This window comes from Novosphingobium indicum (genome assembly GCF_014645195.1).
GTDB classification, from domain to species: domain Bacteria; phylum Pseudomonadota; class Alphaproteobacteria; order Sphingomonadales; family Sphingomonadaceae; genus Novosphingobium; species Novosphingobium indicum.
Genome location: NZ_BMLK01000001.1, coordinates 234128 through 252830, shown reverse-complemented (window position 1 = coordinate 252830; position 18703 = coordinate 234128). Strand labels below are relative to the sequence as shown.

Annotated in this window: 21 protein-coding genes; 4 read left to right on the top strand and 17 right to left on the bottom strand. The window is 65.6% G+C overall.

Features of this window, described 5'->3' with window-relative positions:
- Positions 1 to 50 precede the first annotated feature (50 nt).
- The 8 genes from IEX64_RS01265 to IEX64_RS01230 form a co-directional block, all read right to left on the bottom strand.
- A complete protein-coding gene (locus IEX64_RS01265) occupies positions 51 to 566 on the bottom strand; it encodes a demethoxyubiquinone hydroxylase family protein (protein WP_188817439.1) in 516 nt (171 codons plus the stop codon).
- Between the two features lie 4 nt (positions 567 to 570).
- Complete coding sequence (locus tag IEX64_RS01260; protein WP_188817437.1) at positions 571 to 1065, bottom strand: disulfide bond formation protein B; 495 nt, start codon at positions 1063 to 1065, stop codon at positions 571 to 573.
- A gap of 13 nt (positions 1066 to 1078) precedes the next feature.
- On the bottom strand, positions 1079 to 2446 hold the full coding sequence (locus IEX64_RS01255; protein ID WP_188817435.1) for a S41 family peptidase: 1368 nt from the start codon (positions 2444 to 2446) through the stop codon (positions 1079 to 1081).
- Between the two features lie 117 nt (positions 2447 to 2563).
- Positions 2564 to 3799, bottom strand: coding sequence for a murein hydrolase activator EnvC family protein (locus IEX64_RS01250; protein ID WP_188817433.1), 1236 nt, complete (start codon positions 3797 to 3799; stop codon positions 2564 to 2566).
- A gap of 169 nt (positions 3800 to 3968) precedes the next feature.
- Positions 3969 to 4394: a 23S rRNA (pseudouridine(1915)-N(3))-methyltransferase RlmH gene (locus tag IEX64_RS01245; RefSeq protein WP_188817432.1), complete on the bottom strand. Its 426-nt coding sequence runs from the start codon at positions 4392 to 4394 to the stop codon at positions 3969 to 3971.
- A gap of 117 nt (positions 4395 to 4511) precedes the next feature.
- Positions 4512 to 4859, bottom strand: coding sequence for a ribosome silencing factor (gene rsfS, locus IEX64_RS01240; protein ID WP_229710006.1), 348 nt, complete (start codon positions 4857 to 4859; stop codon positions 4512 to 4514).
- Positions 4860 to 5023: 164 nt separating this feature from the next.
- On the bottom strand, positions 5024 to 5701 hold the full coding sequence (locus tag IEX64_RS01235; protein WP_229710005.1) for a nicotinate-nucleotide adenylyltransferase: 678 nt from the start codon (positions 5699 to 5701) through the stop codon (positions 5024 to 5026).
- Positions 5702 to 5706: 5 nt separating this feature from the next.
- Positions 5707 to 7008 (bottom strand): glutamate-5-semialdehyde dehydrogenase, encoded by a 1302-nt coding sequence (locus IEX64_RS01230; RefSeq protein ID WP_188817426.1) that lies wholly within the window; start codon positions 7006 to 7008, stop codon positions 5707 to 5709.
- A 364-nt stretch (positions 7009 to 7372) separates the two neighbouring features.
- Between IEX64_RS01230 and IEX64_RS01225 the strand changes: the two genes are divergently transcribed.
- Together IEX64_RS01225 and IEX64_RS01220 are read left to right on the top strand one after the other, a co-directional pair.
- The gene (locus IEX64_RS01225; protein ID WP_188817424.1) at positions 7373 to 8440 is read left to right on the top strand and encodes a M23 family metallopeptidase; all 1068 of its coding nucleotides are present in this window, start codon (positions 7373 to 7375) and stop codon (positions 8438 to 8440) included.
- A gap of 4 nt (positions 8441 to 8444) precedes the next feature.
- Entirely contained in the window at positions 8445 to 8870 is a 426-nt protein-coding gene (locus tag IEX64_RS01220; RefSeq protein ID WP_188817422.1) for a bactofilin family protein, read from the top strand.
- A gap of 41 nt (positions 8871 to 8911) precedes the next feature.
- On the opposite strand, the gene IEX64_RS01215 is transcribed toward IEX64_RS01220, so the two are convergent.
- Genes IEX64_RS01215 through IEX64_RS01175 form a run of 9 tightly spaced genes read right to left on the bottom strand, consistent with a single transcriptional unit; the run spans position 8912 to position 15353 of the window.
- On the bottom strand, positions 8912 to 9277 hold the full coding sequence (locus IEX64_RS01215; protein ID WP_188817420.1) for a HesB/IscA family protein: 366 nt from the start codon (positions 9275 to 9277) through the stop codon (positions 8912 to 8914).
- The gene (locus IEX64_RS01210) at positions 9274 to 9810 is read right to left on the bottom strand and encodes a GNAT family N-acetyltransferase (RefSeq protein WP_188817418.1); all 537 of its coding nucleotides are present in this window, start codon (positions 9808 to 9810) and stop codon (positions 9274 to 9276) included. The genes IEX64_RS01215 and IEX64_RS01210 overlap by 4 nt, the downstream gene beginning before the upstream one ends.
- Complete coding sequence (locus IEX64_RS01205; RefSeq protein WP_188817416.1) at positions 9807 to 10283, bottom strand: SUF system Fe-S cluster assembly protein; 477 nt, start codon at positions 10281 to 10283, stop codon at positions 9807 to 9809. Before IEX64_RS01205 ends, IEX64_RS01210 begins: the two co-directional genes overlap by 4 nt.
- Positions 10280 to 11479 (bottom strand): aminotransferase class V-fold PLP-dependent enzyme, encoded by a 1200-nt coding sequence (locus IEX64_RS01200; protein ID WP_188817414.1) that lies wholly within the window; start codon positions 11477 to 11479, stop codon positions 10280 to 10282. The genes IEX64_RS01205 and IEX64_RS01200 overlap by 4 nt, the downstream gene beginning before the upstream one ends.
- Positions 11476 to 12225, bottom strand: coding sequence for a SufD family Fe-S cluster assembly protein (locus IEX64_RS01195; RefSeq protein ID WP_188817412.1), 750 nt, complete (start codon positions 12223 to 12225; stop codon positions 11476 to 11478). Before IEX64_RS01195 ends, IEX64_RS01200 begins: the two co-directional genes overlap by 4 nt.
- Entirely contained in the window at positions 12222 to 12965 is a 744-nt protein-coding gene (gene sufC / locus IEX64_RS01190) for a Fe-S cluster assembly ATPase SufC (protein ID WP_188817620.1), read from the bottom strand. Before sufC ends, IEX64_RS01195 begins: the two co-directional genes overlap by 4 nt.
- A gap of 2 nt (positions 12966 to 12967) precedes the next feature.
- Positions 12968 to 13459: an endonuclease domain-containing protein gene (locus tag IEX64_RS01185; protein WP_188817410.1), complete on the bottom strand. Its 492-nt coding sequence runs from the start codon at positions 13457 to 13459 to the stop codon at positions 12968 to 12970.
- Positions 13459 to 14946 (bottom strand): Fe-S cluster assembly protein SufB, encoded by a 1488-nt coding sequence (gene sufB, locus IEX64_RS01180; protein ID WP_188817408.1) that lies wholly within the window; start codon positions 14944 to 14946, stop codon positions 13459 to 13461. Before sufB ends, IEX64_RS01185 begins: the two co-directional genes overlap by 1 nt.
- The gene (locus IEX64_RS01175; RefSeq protein ID WP_188817406.1) at positions 14943 to 15353 is read right to left on the bottom strand and encodes an SUF system Fe-S cluster assembly regulator; all 411 of its coding nucleotides are present in this window, start codon (positions 15351 to 15353) and stop codon (positions 14943 to 14945) included. The genes sufB and IEX64_RS01175 overlap by 4 nt, the downstream gene beginning before the upstream one ends.
- 385 nt (positions 15354 to 15738) lie before the next feature.
- Here IEX64_RS01175 and IEX64_RS01170 point away from each other — a divergent pair, with 385 nt between their 5' ends.
- Together IEX64_RS01170 and IEX64_RS01165 are read left to right on the top strand one after the other, a co-directional pair.
- Positions 15739 to 16782 (top strand): quinone-dependent dihydroorotate dehydrogenase, encoded by a 1044-nt coding sequence (locus IEX64_RS01170; protein WP_188817618.1) that lies wholly within the window; start codon positions 15739 to 15741, stop codon positions 16780 to 16782.
- Between the two features lie 82 nt (positions 16783 to 16864).
- Positions 16865 to 18694, top strand: coding sequence for an AMP-dependent synthetase/ligase (locus IEX64_RS01165; protein ID WP_188817404.1), 1830 nt, complete (start codon positions 16865 to 16867; stop codon positions 18692 to 18694).
- Positions 18695 to 18703: the final 9 nt, after the last annotated feature.

Here is an 18703-nt window from a genome sequence, read left to right as displayed (position 1 = left end):
CTTAAGCGCCGGCGCCAACCTTGCGCCAGAACAACTCGCGGGCGAAATATTCAGATGCGTTCCGACAGCTTGATCGCGGCACGGCAGCCCAGGCGGATCGCGTTGAACAGCAAGGGATAGGCCGGCGCCTTCTCCGCACCGGCGGCCAGCGCGGCATCGCGATGCTCGCGCTCGTCGTCGCGGAATTCGCGCACGACCTCGGAAAGCTCGGGATCATCCTCGCCCAGTTCCTCGAGCTGTTCGGTGTAATGCCGGTCGATCTCGGTCTCGATGGCGGCGGTGCAGGCCATGGCCGCTTCGGGGCCCATGAGCGCGGTCGCCGCGCCCAAGGCGTAACCGGCCACCGACCACACCGGCTGCAGCAAGGTCGGGCGCACGCCGCGCTCGGCAATCATGGCATCGAAGCGGGCGCGGTGGTCCTCTTCCTGCCGCGCCATGCCCGCGACCTCGGTCGCGTGCGGCGCGCGCGTACCCATCACCGCGATCTGCCCGGCATAGATGCGAGTCGCGCCGTATTCGCCGGCCTGATCGACGCGCAGCATCCGCGCGCTTCGTTCTGCAGTCATGCCCTCAGGCTCCTCTTCTCGCATTCCCGCTGGCCGCCAGCAGGCCGAATACCGCCAATGCGCCGGCCGTCGAGAACAGAAAGTTCCAACCCGCCAGCGAGATCCCGAACAGGCTCCACTGCACCTGATCGCAGCGCACAACCGGCGCGCTCATGATCGCCTCGAGCGGATCGGCGCCCGCGGCGAAGGGGCTGGCGGTGCAGGCGGTGATCCCTTCCCACCAGCCGTATTCCACCCCGGCATGAAACGCGCCGATAAGGCCCGATGTCAGGATGCCGAGTGCCGCCACGGCGACGAGCGGACGGACCGGTCGCCAGAAAAAAGCCAACGCCGCAAAGACCAGCGCGAACATATGCGGATAGCGCTGCCACCAGCACATCTCGCACGGGTAGAGCCCGAAGACGTACTGGCTGATATAGGCCCCGCCCAGCAATGCGGCGGGGACGATCAGGGCCAGCCAGCTGGCTGCCCGAACGGGTGCGGCGACGGGAACGGCCATGGCGTGTACCCGTTCAGTCCTTTGACTTTTCCGCGCCGGCCGCAGCCAGCGCGGGCTTGTCGGCGGTTCGTTCCAGCGTCGAGATGGCGTAGTGGAGCTGGAAGTCCTTGATGCCCTTTTCCTTGAGCTCCTCGGCCGAGACCTTGAAGCGCGGATCCTGCGTGTCGTCGGATTCCAGATCCTTGTCGTCGAGCGCGGCCTCGTTGATCAGATGACCGCGAAGGTCGGATTCGCGCACCGCCCGCTCGGCCCGGGCGCGGGCGTCAGGATCGGAAAGCTGCGGCACCTTGATGTCGGGGATGATGCCCCCTTCCTGCACCGAATGACCCGAGGGCGTGTAGTAGCGCGCCGTCGTCAGCTTCACCGCGCTGGTGGGATCGAGCTGGATGAAGGACTGCACCGAGCCCTTGCCGAAGGTCCGCTCACCCATGACCACGGCGCGGTGCTGATCCTGCAACGCACCCGCGACGATTTCCGAAGCGGAAGCCGAGCCGGCATCGACCAGCACAACCACTGGCAAGCCCTTGGCGGCATCGCCCTTGAAGACGGTCTCGGCCCGGTAGAACTGGTTCTCGCTGGCCAGACGCCCGCGCTGCGAAACGATGTCGCCATGATCGAGGAACAGGTCGGACAGGGCAATCGCCTCGTCGAGCGAGCCGCCCGGGTTCGAGCGCAAGTCGAGCACGAGGCCGACGAGCTTGCCGTTGCCCTTGAGCGCGGCCTGTTTCTTGAGGTCGATGAGTCCCTTGTTCACCTCCAAGCCGACATTGCGCGAGAACTCGTTGACGCTGATGACGCCGACGTTGTCCTTCAGCTCCCAGGTCACCGGCTTCAGTTCGATCACGCCGCGCGTCACGGTGACGTCGAGCGGCTCGTCGCGGCCGGGGCGATAAACGGTGAGGTTGATCGTGGTGCCGGCGGGCCCGCGCATCTTCTCGACCGCTTCGTCGAGGTCGCGGTCGTAGTAGAGCACGCCGTTGATGTGGGTGATGTAGTCGCCCGCCTTGAGGCCGGCCTTCTCCGCCGGGCTGCCCTTGAACGGCGAGATGATCTTTACCGCCCCGTCCTCTTCGATCACCGAGAGGCCGAGGCCGGAATACTTGCCGTCGATCATCGTCTCGAGCCGCTGCAGAGCGGGCCCGTCGAGATAGTTCGAATGCGGATCGAGGCTGGCGAGCATGCCGTCGATCGCACCCTTCACCAGCTTGTCGTCGTCGACCTGATCGACGTAGTTCTGCCTCACCAGCTCGTAGATGGTGAAGAGCTTGTCGAACTCGTGATTGACGCGACCGTCCACGGCGGCGAGGCCGGAGGTTGCAGCGGGCACCACGGCCACGGCGGAAACCAGCAGGGCGGCGCGCATCAGGGGGGCGAATTTCATCGGGCGATATGCCTCTCGTACTTCACTTCCGGCCCGGGGCCGGTCGGGGTTTCCGGGTCCGATCCTACCGGTCCTTGGCGGTGAACGCCAGTGGCCCGATGGGGGCGGAGGCTCGCACTATAGCGAACGGATATATTGCAGGGGATTAACAGGATCCCGGTCGCGCCGCAGTTCGACCATGACTTGCGGATTTCCCGGCCCCGTCATGCCGAGCGGCGAGCCTGTCACCACTTTCTCCCCCACATCGACGTCCAGCCGGGCGAGTCCCGTCACCAGCGAGGTCCAGCCACCATCGTGCTCGAGAATGACAATACGGTCGTAGCCGCGATAGGGCCCTGCGAAGGCCACGCGTCCGGGTGCAGGCGAGACCACCTGCGCATTCGCCCGCGTCGCGAGCACCAACCCGGAAGACCGCGCCTGCCCCGGCGCATCCTCGCCGAAGCCAGTGACGACTCGGCCGGTGACGGGAAGCATGTAGCTCGGCAGGCCTTCCGGCGGCGGCGTGAACTGCGAGGCTTCGACGACCTGCGCTTCCTCGGGCCGCGGCGGGCGCATGATCGGACCGGGCAACCCCGCAAGCTGCTCGCGCAGTTCGCCCTGCTTGCCCATGGTCTCCACCAGATCGCCCAGATCGCGCGCCTTTTCGGCAAAGGCGAGCGCGCGTTCGCTTTCACGTGCAGCAATGCCGCTGGCCTTGCGACTGGCGAGCCGCTGCTGCGATTCGAGCGCGGCGAGGCGCTGGCGGCGATCACGCAACTGCTTTTCGGTCTGCGTAAGATCCGCCTCGGCCGCCTGCGCGCTTTGCTCCAGCGTGCGCCCGCGCTCGATCTCGCTGCGCAAGTCGGCGGTGCGGGCCTGCACTTCGGGCAGCACGGTATCGAGCAGTGCGCGCATGTAGACGGCTTCGCGCACCGTGCCGGGCCGCAGCAGGGCCAGCACCGGCGGACGGCGCGAGAGACGCTGCAAAGACCCCGTCAGGCGGGCGAGCGGGTCCTGCTTGGCCGCCAGTTCGGCGCGCAACTTCGCTCGCTGCGAGGCAATCAGGTCGATCCTGGCCTGCTGCGCCGCGATCGCCGCTTCGGTCTCCTGGATTCGCGCCGCCACCGCCGCCGCGTCACGCGCGGTCTTCTCGGCCTGCTCGGTGACTTCGCGTGCACGCGCCTCGAGCTTTTCCGCCCGCTTGCGCGCCGCTTCGCCCTCACGCCGGGCCGCCAGCATGTCTTCCTGCGCCTTGGTCGCGTCGGCAGCGGGATCGAGCACCGCCAGCGTCCCCTGCTGCGTCAGCGCCTGCGTGGCGAACACGGCAGAGGCACTCGCGGCGAGGATCAGGGCAAGGCGGACAGCGGGCTTCACGGCGTCCTACCTAGAGGGCCGCGAGTCGCGCGGAAAGAGGGAAGTGGCGTCATGCCGAACCGTCATCCCGGTGGAGGCTGGGATCGCGGGCCGTACAAAGCAACGTTGCGTAAGATCGATAGCGGTCCCCAGCCTGCGCTGGGATGACGAAATTAGGCCAGCGAAGTTTTTACCCCGACCGATGATAAGGATGCCCCGCAAGGATGGCCGTCGCGCGCCAGAGCTGTTCGGCCAGCATTGCGCGGGCCATCAGGTGGGGCCACGTCATCTTGCCGAAGCACAGGAGGTGATCGGCCTGCGCGCGGGCTTCGTCGCCGTGGCCGTCGGCGGCGCCGATGAGGAAGCGGCATTCGCGCACGCCCTCGTCGCGCCAGCGGCCGAGCAGGGCCGCGAACTCCTCGCTGGTCATGGCCTTGCCGCGCTCGTCGAGGAGCACTTCGCGAACGGGTGTCTGGGTGGGCGGCGGAATCTTTCCGCCACTATCGGGCAACTCGCTGTGCTTGAACGGCCAGGTCAAGCGCCTGGCGTAGCGCTCAAGCAGCTCGGCTTCGGGCGAGCGGGCGATCTTCCCGCGGGCGATGATGTGCAGCAGCATCTGTCAGTATGTGACCTGGCAGGCACGCGACACACCGCGGCGCCTTTCGCGCAAGTTCCTCTCGCTTGGGCCCGGTTGCTCGTGCGCCGGGCTGTTCCTGGCAGTCGGACGCGGCGGTCAGGCCGCGCCGGACGGTCCGTCGAAGCCCCACATCCTCTCGAGGTTGTAGAAGCTGCGCACTTCCGGACGGAAGAGGTGGACAATCACGCCGCCGGCGTCGACGAGAACCCAGTCGGCTGCCGGAAGTCCCTCGATACGGGGATTGCCGAAGCCGCCGTGTTTCAGACGTTCGCCAAGTTTCTGTGCCATGGCGGCAACCTGCCGGGTCGAACGACCGGAGGCGATCACCATGAAGTCCGCAATGCTGGATTTGCCTTCCAGGTCGATGGTCACAAGATCCTGCGCCTGATCATCGTCAAGTGACTGCAGGATAAGGGTCAATAACGGATCGTCGCTATCGACCATCGCCGGGGGCGCGGTGCCGGTGGAAGCCGGCTGAATTTGTGCCTGTGGCATCTAAGTAGGTTCTGCTCCTTTCAGGGATCGTCGCCGCAAGGTGGTGATCATCCTGCCGCGTTCAATCATATGCTGGAAAAGCCGGGTACATGGGAGAAGGGCCTGAAGGCCATTCACGCTGCCGTTCCCGGGATAATGCGGTGGGTGACAGCATCCCGAAGAGACAGGGTGCGCGCTGGCCGCGTCCCGATCGTCCGGGCCCAGTCCGGATCGGCCCGGCGTATCGCCGTAGCCGACCGCGTATCGGGGTCGAATCGCAATGTCACAAGCGCTGGCGCGCTCCACCTTTCCGGACCACGAAGACTGGAAACAGGCCGCCGGAACTGCCTCAACCAGGCCATCGCGGGGCTCGCGAGGGCAGCGGCATCATACCCCGGTCTGGCGATAACCGCAATCGGCATCAGCTTCGCGATGGCACGCCAGTCCCTCCACTTGTGGAATTGGGCCAGATTATCGGCGCCCATCAGCCAGACGAATCGCCGCTTTGGGTAGCGCCGCAGCAGTGCGCGGAGGGTATCGGCCGTGTAGCGGGTCCCCAGTTCGCGCTCGATCGCGGTGACCCGGATTCGCGTGCGGCGGGTCTGCCGCCGCGCCGAGGCGACCCGCGCCGCGAGGGGCGCCATGCCCGCTGCCGGCTTGAGCGGATTACCCGGAGACACCAGCCACCAGACCTCGTCGAGCGCCAGCGCGTCCATCGCGAAAAGCGAAATGCGTCGGTGCCCGCCGTGCGCGGGGTTGAAGCTGCCGCCGAGCAGCCCGATGGCCGGGCCGCAGCGCCGCCGCGAGGCCACGGCTTTCAGGGCCGCGTCTGGCCGCTGCCGCGCACTTGCCACTTGTAGGTGGTCAGCCCCTCGAGCGCGACGGGGCCGCGTGCGTGAAGACGCCCGGTGGCAATGCCGATTTCCGCGCCGAGGCCGAACTCGCCGCCATCGGCAAACTGGCTCGATGCGTTGACCATGACGATGGCGCTGTCGACTTCATTGAGGAAGCGTTCGGCTGCGGCGTCATCGGCCGTCACGATGGCATCCGTATGGTGCGAGGAATGCGCGGCAATGTGATCCATCGCGGCATCGAGTCCGTCGACGACCGCGACCGACAGCACGGCATCGAGGTACTCGGTATCCCAGTCCTCCTCGCCCGCCGGCAGGATACGCGAATCGAGCGACCGCGCCCGCGCGTCGCCGCGCAGTTCGCAGCCCGATTCGATCAGTGCTGTGACCACATCGCGCGAGGCGGGAAACTGCGTGTCGAGCAGCAGCGTCTCCATCGCTCCGCAAATGCCGGTGCGGCGCATCTTGGCATTGAGCGCGACCTGCTTCGCCATCTCGGGATCGGCGGCGGAATGGATGTAGGTGTGGCAGATACCGTCGAGGTGGGCGAGCACAGGCACGCGCGCATCGGCCTGCACCCGCGCGACGAGGCTCTTGCCCCCGCGCGGCACGATCATGTCGATCAGCCCGGCAGCGGTGAGCATGGCGCCGACAACGGCGCGGTCCTGCGTGGGCACGAGCTGGATCGCGGAAGCGGGAATACCGACGCTTTCGAGACCCGTCGCGAAAGCTGCGCGAATCGCCCGGTTCGAATGGAGCGCCTCGCTTCCCCCGCGCAGCAGCACCGCGTTGCCCGAACGCAGGCACAGCGCCGCGGCATCGGCGGTCACATTGGGCCGACTCTCGTAGATGATGCCGATCAGGCCGATGGGAATGCGCACGCGGCTGAGCTTCAGCCCGTTGGGCCGCTCGGTCGCCTCGATGACCTGTCCGACCGGATCGGGAAGATTCGCGACCTGCTCGACCGCATCGGCAATCCCGACCAGACGCGCCGAATCGAGCCGCAGACGATCGAGCATGGCGCCGGTCAGCCCCTTCTCCTCGCCGGCGACGACATCGCGTGCATTGGCTTCGAGAATGGCCGGCGCGGCCCCGCGCAGCGCGCTTGCGGCGGCGCGCAAGGCATCTGCCTTTTCCGTATCGCTGAGGCGTGCAAGCACGCGCTGCGCGGCCCGGCCATCCCGCGCCAGACGCGCAACGAGATCTTCGGGCGATTCTTCGGGAGCGGCTGCCATGGGCGCCGCCTCGCTGGTGGTCTGCAGGTTCATCGCCGCCGCCTAGCACCGAAGTGGCGAAATGTCACCGATTCCGCCGCCCGGCTGTGCCTTCGGGGCCACAACAGCGGCACAATGACAACATGCCGCGTTCCTGTCGTCCTTTTTCATTTGACACGTTTCAGCGGCCTAAGGACGAAAACTAACGGAGTTCCCTCAACTCATCGCAACCACCCGGCAACTCACCCCGTTTCTGCAATGGTTTACGGTGAGCCGATTCGCCATAGACCCATGCCGCTGCTAGCTCCCTGCCCCGGGACTGAGATTGCAAGATCGAAGCGGGGTCGTTTTGAACATTACATCTGCCGGGGCGCTTTTTTCGCGCCTGCGGGCCGCCTTTCCAGATCGCGAGTTCATCATGCGCTCGCAGGGACAGGTCCGTTTTATTACAATTTCATCGCGCTTCCAGATTCTCGGTGCAGGCGTTGCCGCATCGCTTCTGGTGGTCTGGCTCGGCACCATCGCCGCTGCAGCCATTGCACAGGTTTCCGCCGATGCCGAACAGGCCTCGCTGCTGCACCGCGAAGCCGCCGTCGCCAAGTCGGAAAACCGCGTCGCGGCCTACCGCGACAAGCTTGACGACACGACCGAAGATCTCCGCCGCCGCCAGCACTTCATCGAACAGATGGTCCAGGCCCACATCGGCGATCTTCCCAAGGACGTGAAAACCGGCGAAACCGTTTCCGACAGCACCGGCGAAGCCGCCGACACGGTCAAGAAGGTCAGCTCCGTCGTTCCCGAAGCCCGCGGTCTAGCAGCCGTCGAGGCGGATCAGCTCGCCTTCGTCGAACGCCTGACCCGCTATGCCGACCGCCGCGCCGACGCGGCCAGCACGGCCATCCGCAAGCTCGGCCTCAACCCCAATGCCATCATCGCCAATGCCAAGGGCGGCGAAGGTGGTCCGCTGATGCGCCTCGCCACCTCGGCCGACGGCAGCCTCGACCCGCGCTTCCAGCGCATGGGTGCCAGCCTCGCCCGCATGGACGCGCTGGAAAACGGCCTCGCCTCGATCCCGCAGGTCAGTCCGGCCCACGTCGCCTACGTATCGTCGAGCTACGGCTATCGCTCCGACCCGTTCACCCACGCCGCTGCCTTCCACGCCGGCCTCGACTTTCCCGGTCCGCGCGGTTCGTCGATCTACTCCGCCGCCAAGGGCAAGGTCAGCTTCGTCGGCCGCCGTCATGGCTACGGCAACTGCATCGAGATCAGCCACGGCAACGGCCTGATGACGCGCTATGCGCACCTTTCCGGCTTCAAGGCCCATGTCGGTGAAAAGGTCGACGCCGGCACCGTGATCGGCGCCATGGGCAGCACCGGCCGTTCCACCGGCCCCCACCTGCACTTCGAAGTCCGCGTCAATGGCCGTCCGGTCAATCCGCGTCCTTTCCTGGAAGCCGCACGCAATGTTCAGCAAAAAGATTCCTGATTCTATGGCACGGACACCCCCCAGCGCCCGCTCCAACGGCGCGTCCACCTTCTCCATGCTCGGCAGCGACACCGTCATCACCGGAAACGTCGAAGCCAGTGCCGACCTGCATGTCGACGGCCGCGTCGACGGCGACATCACCTGCAATGCACTCGTCCAGGGCGAAGGCAGCGAGATCACCGGTGCCGTGCGCGCCGAGACGGTCCGCGTCGCCGGTCTGGTACGCGGCACGATCGCCGCCCGCGAAGTGGTGATTCTGAAAACCGCCCGTATCGAAGGCGATGTCGCTTACGATTCGCTCACGATCGAACAGGGCGCCCGTCTCGAGGGACGCCTGAGCCCCAACGGCGGACAGACGCCTCCGGCGGTCGCGCACCTGCCCAAGGCTGCGGGTGGTGAAGCGGAACTGGTTCTCGAAAGCGCGAACTGAGCGCTTGGTGGCAGCAGGGCCTGCGGGCCCTGCCCGTCCCCTCAGACGGTAAAGCTCTCGCCGCAACCGCAGGCGCCCTTGGCGTTGGGGTTGTCGAACACGAAGCCCGCGGTGAAGTCGTCTTCCTGCCAGTCCATCGTGCTGCCGATCAGGTAGAGCACCGAGGCGCTGTCGATGTAGAAGATGCCGCCGGGAGTTTCGATCTTCTCGTCGAACTTCTCTTCCTCGGTGACGTAGTCGACCGAGTAGGCCAGCCCCGAGCAACCCCGGCGCGGGGTCGAGAGTTTGACGCCGATCGCGCCTTCGGGCGCCTGGCTCATCAGCTTGGCAATACGCGCTTCGGCGGCCGGGGTGAGAACGACGGCAGCCGGACGTTCCCGGGTGGGGGTACTGGTTGTCGTGGTCATAGCTTCTTTTCCCAGAACTGCGCGGTCCCCGCTTCGGGGGCGAGCGCGTAATTTGCATAGCCAAGCGCGGCATAGAGCGTCTTTGCCCGTTCGTTGCCGCCCAGCACTTCGAGCGTGACCTTGCAGGCGCCCCGTGCACGGGCCTCATCCTCGACCGCCTGCATCAGCGCGCGGCCGATCCCGCGGCCACGCTGGCCGGGCAGGACCGCGAGGTCGTGAATGTTGATCAGCGGCCGGGCCGCGAAGGTCGAAAAGCCGGTGAAGCAATTGGCAACGCCCACCGGCTCGGAACCGTCCTCGCCATCGAACGCGAGCAGCGAAAAGGCGCCGGGAAAGGCATCGAGCGCCGCCACCAGCCGCTTGCGCACCGAATCGTCGAGCGGCTCGCCGCCGCCCATCGGATCGCGCGCATAGGCATCGAGCAGCGTGACGACGGCCTGCGCGTCGGGTTCGTAGCCATAGTCCGCCAGCCGCACCGTCACATCGGCCGGTGCAGCCTCCGTCTTCGTATCGGGGGCCAGCGTATCGCTCATAGCATTCCCAGTTCCAGCTTCGCCTCGTCGGACATCTTGGCCATGTCCCACGGCGGATCCCAGACGAGATTGACCTCGCAGTCGCGCACACCCGGCACCGCGGCCACCCGCAGCTCGACTTCACCCGGCATCGATTCGGCGACCGGGCAATGCGGCGTGGTCAGCGTCATGATGACCGAGACCGAGGATTCGGGCGAAACCTCGACGCCGTAGATCAGGCCGAGATCGTAGATATTGACCGGGATTTCCGGGTCGAAGATCTCCTTGAGCGCGGCGACCACGGCATCGTAGACCGCGCCGCCCGGTTCGCCCGGATTGTCGGCCTGCGGCTTCTCCGAGAGAAAGCCTTCGAGGTAGTCGCGCTTTCGCTCGAGCTTTTCCGCCGCGCTCTCTGCATCCTGCACGCGCGCCCGCGGTGGCTGGCTGGCCGCTTCGACTTCCTCGACCTGGAACTTGCGGTGTTCGTCGCTCATCCAAAGATTCTCCTGGTACGCTCGATCCCTTTCAGGAGCGCCTCGATATCGCTGTCATCGCTGTAAAGGCCAAAGCTGGCCCGTGCTGTCGCCGGAACGCCGAGGCTGTCCATCAGCGGCTGCGCACAATGGTGCCCCGCCCGAATCGCAACACCTTCCTCGTCCAATATGGTGCCCAGATCGTGCGGGTGAACCCCGTCGAGGGCGAAACTGACAATGCCGACCGAATCGGTGGGCCCGAACAGGGTCACATCGTTGCGCTTGCCCAGCGCGTCGCGCAGCTTGGCGGCCAGCTCGCGCTCGTGCCGCTCGGCGCGGTCGAGGCCGATTTCGGTAAGCCAGTCCATTGCCTTCGCCATGCCGAGTGCTTCGACGATCATCGGCGTGCCCGCCTCGAAGCGCTGCGGCGCCGGGGCATAAGTCGTCTTCTCGAAGGTCACGCGGTCGATCATCGCACCGCCGCCGTGCCATGGCGGCATGGCATCGAGAATGTCCTTGCGCGCCCAGAGGACGCCGACGCCCGTCGGGCCGTAGAGCTTGTGCGCCGAGAAAACGTAGAAATCGCAGTCCAGCGCCTGCACGTCGAGCGCGATGCGCGGGGCGGCCTGGCAGCCGTCGATCAACAGCCTGGCACCGACCGCATGGGCGAGATCTGCCGCGCGGCGCACATCGAGTACCGAACCCAGCACGTTGGAGACGTGCGCCAGGGCCACCAGCTTGTGCGCCGGGGTGAGCATGCGCTCTGCCGCATCGAGATCGATCTGGCCATCGGCGGTCAGCGGGCAGACGTCGATTTCCACGCCGGTGCGCTCGCCCAGCATCTGCCAGGGCACGATGTTCGAATGGTGCTCCAGCGTCGAAAGCAGCACGCGGTCGCCCGCCTTGAGATTCTCGACACCCCAGGTCTGCGCGACGAGATTGATCGCTTCGGTCGCCCCGCGGGTGAAGACGATCTCGTCCTCGGCGCCTTTGACAAACGCCGCGGTGCGCTGCCGCGCCGCTTCGAAGGCCAGCGTCATGTCGGCCGAGCGCGCGTAGACGCCGCGATGCACGGTCGCATAGTCGCGGCCCAGCGCATTGACCGTGGCATCGATCACTGCCTGTGGCTTCTGCGCCGTTGCGGCGGTATCGAGATAGTGCCAGCCGCCGGCGAGACCGGGGAACTGGTCCTTCAGGGTCAGCGTTGCCGTCGTCACAGGCCCGTCTCCACCAGGGTGCCCAGCCGTACCAGCGCCGCTTCGCTCAGGGCTTCCTCATCCGGTGCGCCGGTGAAGGCTTCGGCAATGAAGGCCTGCAGCATGAGCCGCTTGGCCTCTGCCGGCGGCAGCCCGCGGCTCATCAGGTAGAACAGGCCGTCCGCGTCGAGTTCACCGACCGCGCAACCGTGTGCCGCCTTGACGTCATCGGCGAAAATTTCGAGTTCCGGCCGCGCGTTGGCCGTTGCCGTGCGATCGAGCAGCATGGCCCGCACCGACTGTTCGGCATCGGTCCCGTCCGCGCCGCGCGCTACGGCAATACGGCCGAGATAGGTGCCGGTGGCATGGTCCGCGAGCACCGTGCGCACGACTTGCGCGGAGGTCGCGTTCGGACCGGTGTGATGGACGTCAGTGACGATCTCCAGCGTCTCGGTTCCGGTCGCCAGCTGCGCCGCTCCAAGCGTGAAGTCGGCGTCTTCGGCCAGCGTCACATCGAGTGCGATGCGCCCGTATGTCGGACCGGCGGACAGCACGCGCAGATCGAACGTCGCGCCCTTGCCGACCGAAATGGCGATATGGCGCGCTATGGCCTCCGAATCGTCCAGGACGATCTGCAGCGTATCTTCGGCGCCATCGGCAACGGCGATTTCCTCGCGCGCCACAGGCCAGAGCGTGCCGAGCGCGTCGATATCGGAATAGCGGAAGTCTTCGTCCTTCCGCGTCGGGAGGGCGGCTACTTCACTCACGCGACCACCGCCTCGTAGCCTTCGTCCTCGAGCTGGTGCGCAAGCTCCGGACCGCCCGACTTGACGATGCGGCCGCCAGCCAGGACGTGCACGAAGTCCGGCTTCACGTAGTCGAGCAGGCGCTGGTAGTGGGTGATCAGCAGCACCGCCTTGTCGGGCGCACGCATGATCGAATTGATGCCTTCGCCGCAGATGCGCAGCGCGTCGATGTCGAGGCCGGAGTCCGTCTCGTCAAGGATTGCCAGCTTGGGATCGAGAATGCCCATCTGCACCATCTCGGCGCGCTTCTTCTCGCCGCCGGAGAAGCCGACGTTCACGGCACGCTTGAGCATGTCCATATCCATCTTGAGCAGACCGGCCTTTTCCTTGGCCAGCTTGAGGAATTCGCCGCCCGAGTAGGGTTCCTCGCCGCGCCCCTTGCGCTGGGCATTGGCCGCCTCGCGCAGGAACTGGACGAAAGACACGCCGGGGATTTCGACGGGGTACTGGAAGCCGAGGAACAGCCCGGCAGCGGCGCGCTCGTGCGGTTCGAGGTCGAGCAGGTTCTGCCCGGCGAACTCCACCGACCCACCCGTGACTTCATAGCCGGGACGGCCGCCGAGCGTGTAGCCGAGCGTCGACTTGCCCGCGCCGTTCGGCCCCATGATGGCGTGGATCTCCCCCGGATTGATCTCGAGCGAGAGCCCCTTGAGGATGGGCTTGTCGGCCACATTGGCCTGAAGATTGTCGATCTTGAGCATGGTCATCCTTCGGCTCCTTCGAATGCAGGAGCGGGCGTGTTGGCAGTCTGGCCGCGACGCGCGGCGCGCTTGTCGAACGGCTTGTTCACTTCGGTGTTGATGGCCTTCACCACCGTGTCGACTTCGGCGAGCACCTCGGCGTCGCTGAAACGCAGGACACGGATGCCGACATCGGCCAGCTTCTTGTCCTGCAGCGCATCGACCTCGGCGTTGGAATCGGCGCCCGAAAGCGAGACGACGATCCAGCGCGAGGGGCAGGCGAAATCCACGATGACAGAGCCTACCACCGACTGGCGCATGAACTTCACGCCGCCCAGCCGCGCGCCGGACAGTTCCGTCCAGAGCGCCTGCTGTGCCTCGGTCGGGTGGCGGCGCAAGTCGCGGGCGCGTTCCTTGAGCTTCTCCAGCCGCGCACCGGTAACGTTGAACACGGCGCGGGCGTCGGACTTGGGAGCCGACGCGCTGCTCACGCCAAGAGTCTTGCGTTCCGACATCACCCCACACTCCCCTCAAGCGAAATGCCCAGCAGCTTCTGCGCCTCGACCGCGAATTCCATCGGCAGTTGCTGCAGCACTTCCTTGGCGAAGCCGTTGACGATCAGCGCCACCGCCTGCTCGGTGTCGAGCCCGCGCTGCATCGCGTAGAACAGCTGGTCGTCGCTGATCTTGGAGGTGGTCGCCTCGTGCTCGATCTGCGCGCTCGGGTTCTTCACCTCGATGTAGGGCACGGTATGCGCGCCGCAGTCCTTGCCCAGCAGCAGCGAATCGCACTGGGTGAAGTTGCGCACGTTCTCCGCGCCCGAGGCCACGCGCACGAGGCCGCGGTAGGTGTTGTTCGACTTGCCGGCGGAAATACCCTTGGAGATGATCGTCGAGCGCGAGCCCTTGCCATTGTGGATCATCTTGGTGCCGGTATCGGCCTGCTGGTAATTGTTGGTGACGGCGACCGAGTAGAACTCGCCCACCGAATCCTCGCCGTTGAGCACGCAGCTGGGATACTTCCAGGTTACGGCCGAGCCGGTTTCGACCTGCGTCCACGAGATCTTCGAGCGCGCGCCCTGGCACAGTCCGCGCTTGGTCACAAAGTTGTAGATGCCGCCCTTGCCTTCCTCGTTGCCGGGATACCAGTTCTGCACCGTCGAGTACTTGATCTCGGCATCTTCCATCGCGACCAGCTCGACCACGGCGGCGTGGAGCTGGTTTTCGTCGCGCTGCGGCGCGGTGCAGCCTTCGAGGTAGGAGACGTAGGAGCCCTTTTCGGCGACGATCAGCGTGCGCTCGAACTGACCGGTGTTCTCGGCATTGATGCGGAAATAGGTGGAAAGCTCCATTGGACAGCGCACGCCCTCGGGCACGTAAACGAAGGTGCCGTCCGAAAAGACCGCGCAGTTGAGCGCCGCGAAGTAGTTGTCATGCTGGGGCACGACCTTGCCCAGCCACTTCTTCACCATGTCCGGATATTCGCGGATCGCCTCGGAGATCGAGCGGAAGATGACGCCCGCCTGCTCCAGCTCCTTGCGGAAGGTAGTGGCCACCGAGACCGAATCGAACACCGCATCGACAGCAACCTTGCGGGCGCCTTCCACCCCGGCGAGCACTTTCTGCTCCTCGAGCGGAATGCCGAGCTTTTCATAGACGCGCAGGATCTCGGGATCGACTTCGTCGAGGCTCTTGGGCCCATCCTTCTTCTTGGGCGCGGCCCAGTAGTAGGCTTCCTGATAGTCGATCGGCGGCACCGAGAGCTTGGCCCAGTCCGGCGGCGTCATTTCCAGCCAGCGGCGATAGGCTTTCAGGCGCCAATCCAGCATCCATTCCGGCTCTTCCTTCTTGCCCGAGATGAAGCGCACGGTGTCTTCGGACAGACCCTTGGGCCCGAATTCCTGCTCGATATCGGAGGACCAGCCGTGCTCGTATTCAGCCACACGCGCGGCAGCCTCGCGGGCCGCGGCATCACGCACTTCGGGGACGGTTTCTTCGGTCATTCGACTTCCTCGGCAAGCTGGGTCAGCGGCACATTCGCCAAAGCGCTACGCAAGGCCGCGTTCACGGCGGGCCAATGGCTGCGCACATTGCAGGCACTCTCCAGCGTACAATCGTTTTTCTGTGCATCGAGGCAGGCGGTAAGCGCGATCGGCCCCTCCACTGCCTCGACGATGTCCGCCAGCGTGATCGTCGCCGGCGGTCGGGCGAGCTTGAGACCACCCCCGACACCACGCGAAGAGCGCATGAGGCCGGCCGCGGAAAGCTTGCTCACCAGTTTTTGCACGGTCGGCACCGGCAGCCCGGTTTCGTCTGCGAGCTGCCCCGCCGATACGCGTGCGCCACCACAGTGCCGCGAGGCGGCAGACATGATGACAACGGCATAATCGGCCATGCTGGACAGGCGCATAGGGCTACTTTTTCCGGACCCGCAGTTAAATCGGATTGATTCTTTCCGATTTCACCTAGTGCAGCCGCGCCGCTGTTTCAATGGGGTTTCCGACGCCTTTCGGGAACGAATCGCCGCCCGGTGCAGTTCCCGGGTTGAAAAAAGGCGGTTCCCGGCCGAGGCCGGAAACCGCCATCAAGGTAAGTAAGGAACTCGTGCGCATCCCGCTACGAGCCCTTCGGGTCGCAAGTTGGTTGTATGCGCCGGGCAAGGCGATTTATTGTACAATTGCGACAAGCGCGGTTTGATCCGGCATGTTGCAACCGATTGTGTTCGCTCTTGTAATAAAATTATGCGCGCAGGAAGGAATTGAGCACTGCGTCGGCAGGGTTTATGCGCTGTGTCCGTGCTATATCCGCTGATCAGACCCGCCCTTTTCCGAATCGACCCCGAAAGGGCCCACGGCCTTTCGCTCAAGGCGCTGAAACTCGCCAAACCGTCGCGCACACCGAAGCCGCTTCCGGGGCTCGCGGTTCGCGTGGCCGGGATCGATTTTCCCAATCCCGTCGGCATGGCCGCAGGCTACGACAAGGATGCCGAGGCGCCCGATGCGCTGCTGGGGCTCGGTTTCGGTTTCACCGAAGTCGGTTCGATCACCCCCCTTCCCCAGGCCGGGAACCCCAAGCCGCGGCTGTTCCGGCTGGTCGAGGACCGCGCGGTGATAAACCGCATGGGCTTCAACAATGGCGGCGCCGAGGCCGCGCTCACCCGAATAAAAGCCCGCGCCGGCAGGCCCGGCGTGCTCGGCATCAACATCGGTGCCAACAAGGATTCGCCGGACCGCATTGCCGACTACGCGAAGATGGCGGCACTCATGGCCCCGCACGCGAGCTATCTGGCCGTGAACATCTCCAGCCCGAACACCCCGGGTCTGCGCGCGCTTCAGGACGAATCGGCGCTCACCGGGCTGCTCGATGCCGTCATCGAGGCGCGCGACACGGTCTGCGGAGAAGCCGCACCGCCCGTTTTCCTCAAGGTCGCCCCCGATCTGGAGCCGGCCGATATCGATGCCATCGCGCGTATCGCGATCGACAAGGCGCTCGGCGCGCTGATCGTTTCCAACACCACGATTTCACGCCCGCCGCTTGCCTCGCCGCATGCCGGGGAGACCGGCGGCCTTTCGGGCGCGCCGCTGCGCGATCTCGCCCAGCAGCGTCTGCGCGACTTCCGCAAGGCAACCGGCGGCACCGTGCCACTGGTTGGCGTGGGCGGCATTGCCAATGCCGACGACGCATGGGCCCGCATCCGTGCCGGGGCCAGCCTCGTCCAGCTCTACAGTGCGATGGTCTATGAAGGTCCGGGGATTGCCCGCGCGATCTGCAAGGGGTTGGTCGACCTGATGCGCCGCGACGGATTCACCACCCTCGCCGAAGCTGTGGGCACCGAATAAGACACAGAGAAAGCCACGGTTGCCGCAACCTTCCCCCCCGCCTAGACGTTCGGGTGCAAAAGAGGGGATGTAGAGAGGCGCCATGGACCTCGCCGAATTCGACAAGAGCCCGAACCTCGTCTCGCTGTTCCTGAAGCGGGCCGAAAGCCGCGGAAACGCGCCCATGTTGTGGGCCAAGCGCGAGGGCGAATGGGTATCGCTGAGCTGGGCCGAGGTGGCCCGACGCGTCTGCCTGCTCGCCGCTTCGCTGCGCCGGATCGGGCTGCAGCCGGGCGACCGCGTCCTGATCGTTTCGGAAAACCGGCCCGAATGGTGTCTGGCGGACCTCGCCATCATGGCCGCAGGCTGCGTGACGGTGCCCACCTACACCACCAACACCACCCGCGATCACGTCCATATCCTAGAGAATTCGGGCGCACGGGCCGCCATCGTCTCCAGCGCCAAGCTGGCCAAGACGCTGCTGCCTGCCATCGTCCAGACCGACATGTGCCGCCACGTCGTGAGCATGGAACCGTTGAACCCGATGCAGGGCGGTACTTTCACCCACTACGACTGGGATACCCTTCTGGAAGGCGATTCGCTCCAAGCCCGCGCCGAGGTCGAGGCGCAGCTGGTCACGATGGAGCGCGACCACCTCGCCTGCATTATCTACACCAGCGGCACAGGCGGCGCCCCGCGCGGCGTGCGCCAGCACCACGGCATGCTGCTTTCCAACGTCGCCGGGGCCGCGCAGATCATCGAGGAAGACTTCGGCTGGAGCGAGGACGAGACGTTCCTCTCCTTCCTCCCGCTCAGCCATGCCTATGAGCACACAGGAGGCCAGTTCCTGCCGATCGGGCTCGGTGCACAGATCTACTACGCCGAAGGGCTCGACAAGCTTTCCGCCAATATCGAGGAAACGCGCCCGACCATCATGGTGGTCGTACCGCGCCTCTTCGAAGTTCTGCGCACCCGCATCATCAAGCAGATCGAGAAGCAGGGCAGCACGGCCAAACGCCTGCTCGACACCGCCATGGGCATAGCCGAACGCAAGGAGGAAGGCCGCCGGCGCCTCCTCGACTATCCGCTCAACCTGCTCGTCGAACGCACCTTGCGGCCCAAGGTCCGCGCCAGGTTCGGTGGTCGAATCAAGGCGCTGGTTTCGGGCGGTGCACCGCTCAACCCGGAGATCGGCAGTTTCTTCGATGCCATGGGGCTTACCCTGCTTCAGGGCTACGGCCAGACCGAGGCGGGCCCGATCATCAGTTGCAACCGGCCGGCTGCGGGCGTGAAGTTCGATACCGTCGGCCCGCCGATGCGCGGCGTCGATGTGTGCATTGCCGAGGACGGCGAGATCCTCGTGCAAGGCGAACTGGTCATGTCCGGCTACTGGCAGAACGAGGCCGCCAGCGCGAACGTCCTGCGGTTCGAGACTGGCTCGGGCACCTGGCTGCACACCGGCGACATCGGCCACTTCGACGAAAAGGGCCGCATCTGCATCACCGACCGCAAGAAGGACATGATCGTCAACGACAAGGGCGACAACGTCTCTCCGCAAAAGGTCGAATCGATGCTGACGCTGCAGCCGGAGATCGCGCAGGCCATGGTCTCGGGCGACCGCCGCCCCTACATCGTCGGTCTGATCGTGCCCGATCCCGAATGGATGCAGCAATGGGCCAGCGACAACGGCAAGTCTGCGGAAATTTCGGACTTGCGCGACGACCCCGAATTCCGCAGCGCGATCCGGGTCGCCATCGACCGCGTCAACGTCCACCTCTCGGTCGTCGAGAAAGTCCGTCAGTTCACCTTCGCCGATGAACCCTTCACCATCGAGAACGAGGAAATGACACCGAGCCTGAAGATCCGGCGGCACAAGCTGAAAGAACGCTACGGTCCACGCATGGATGGGCTATACAAGAGTAAATCTAACTAATTTATATAA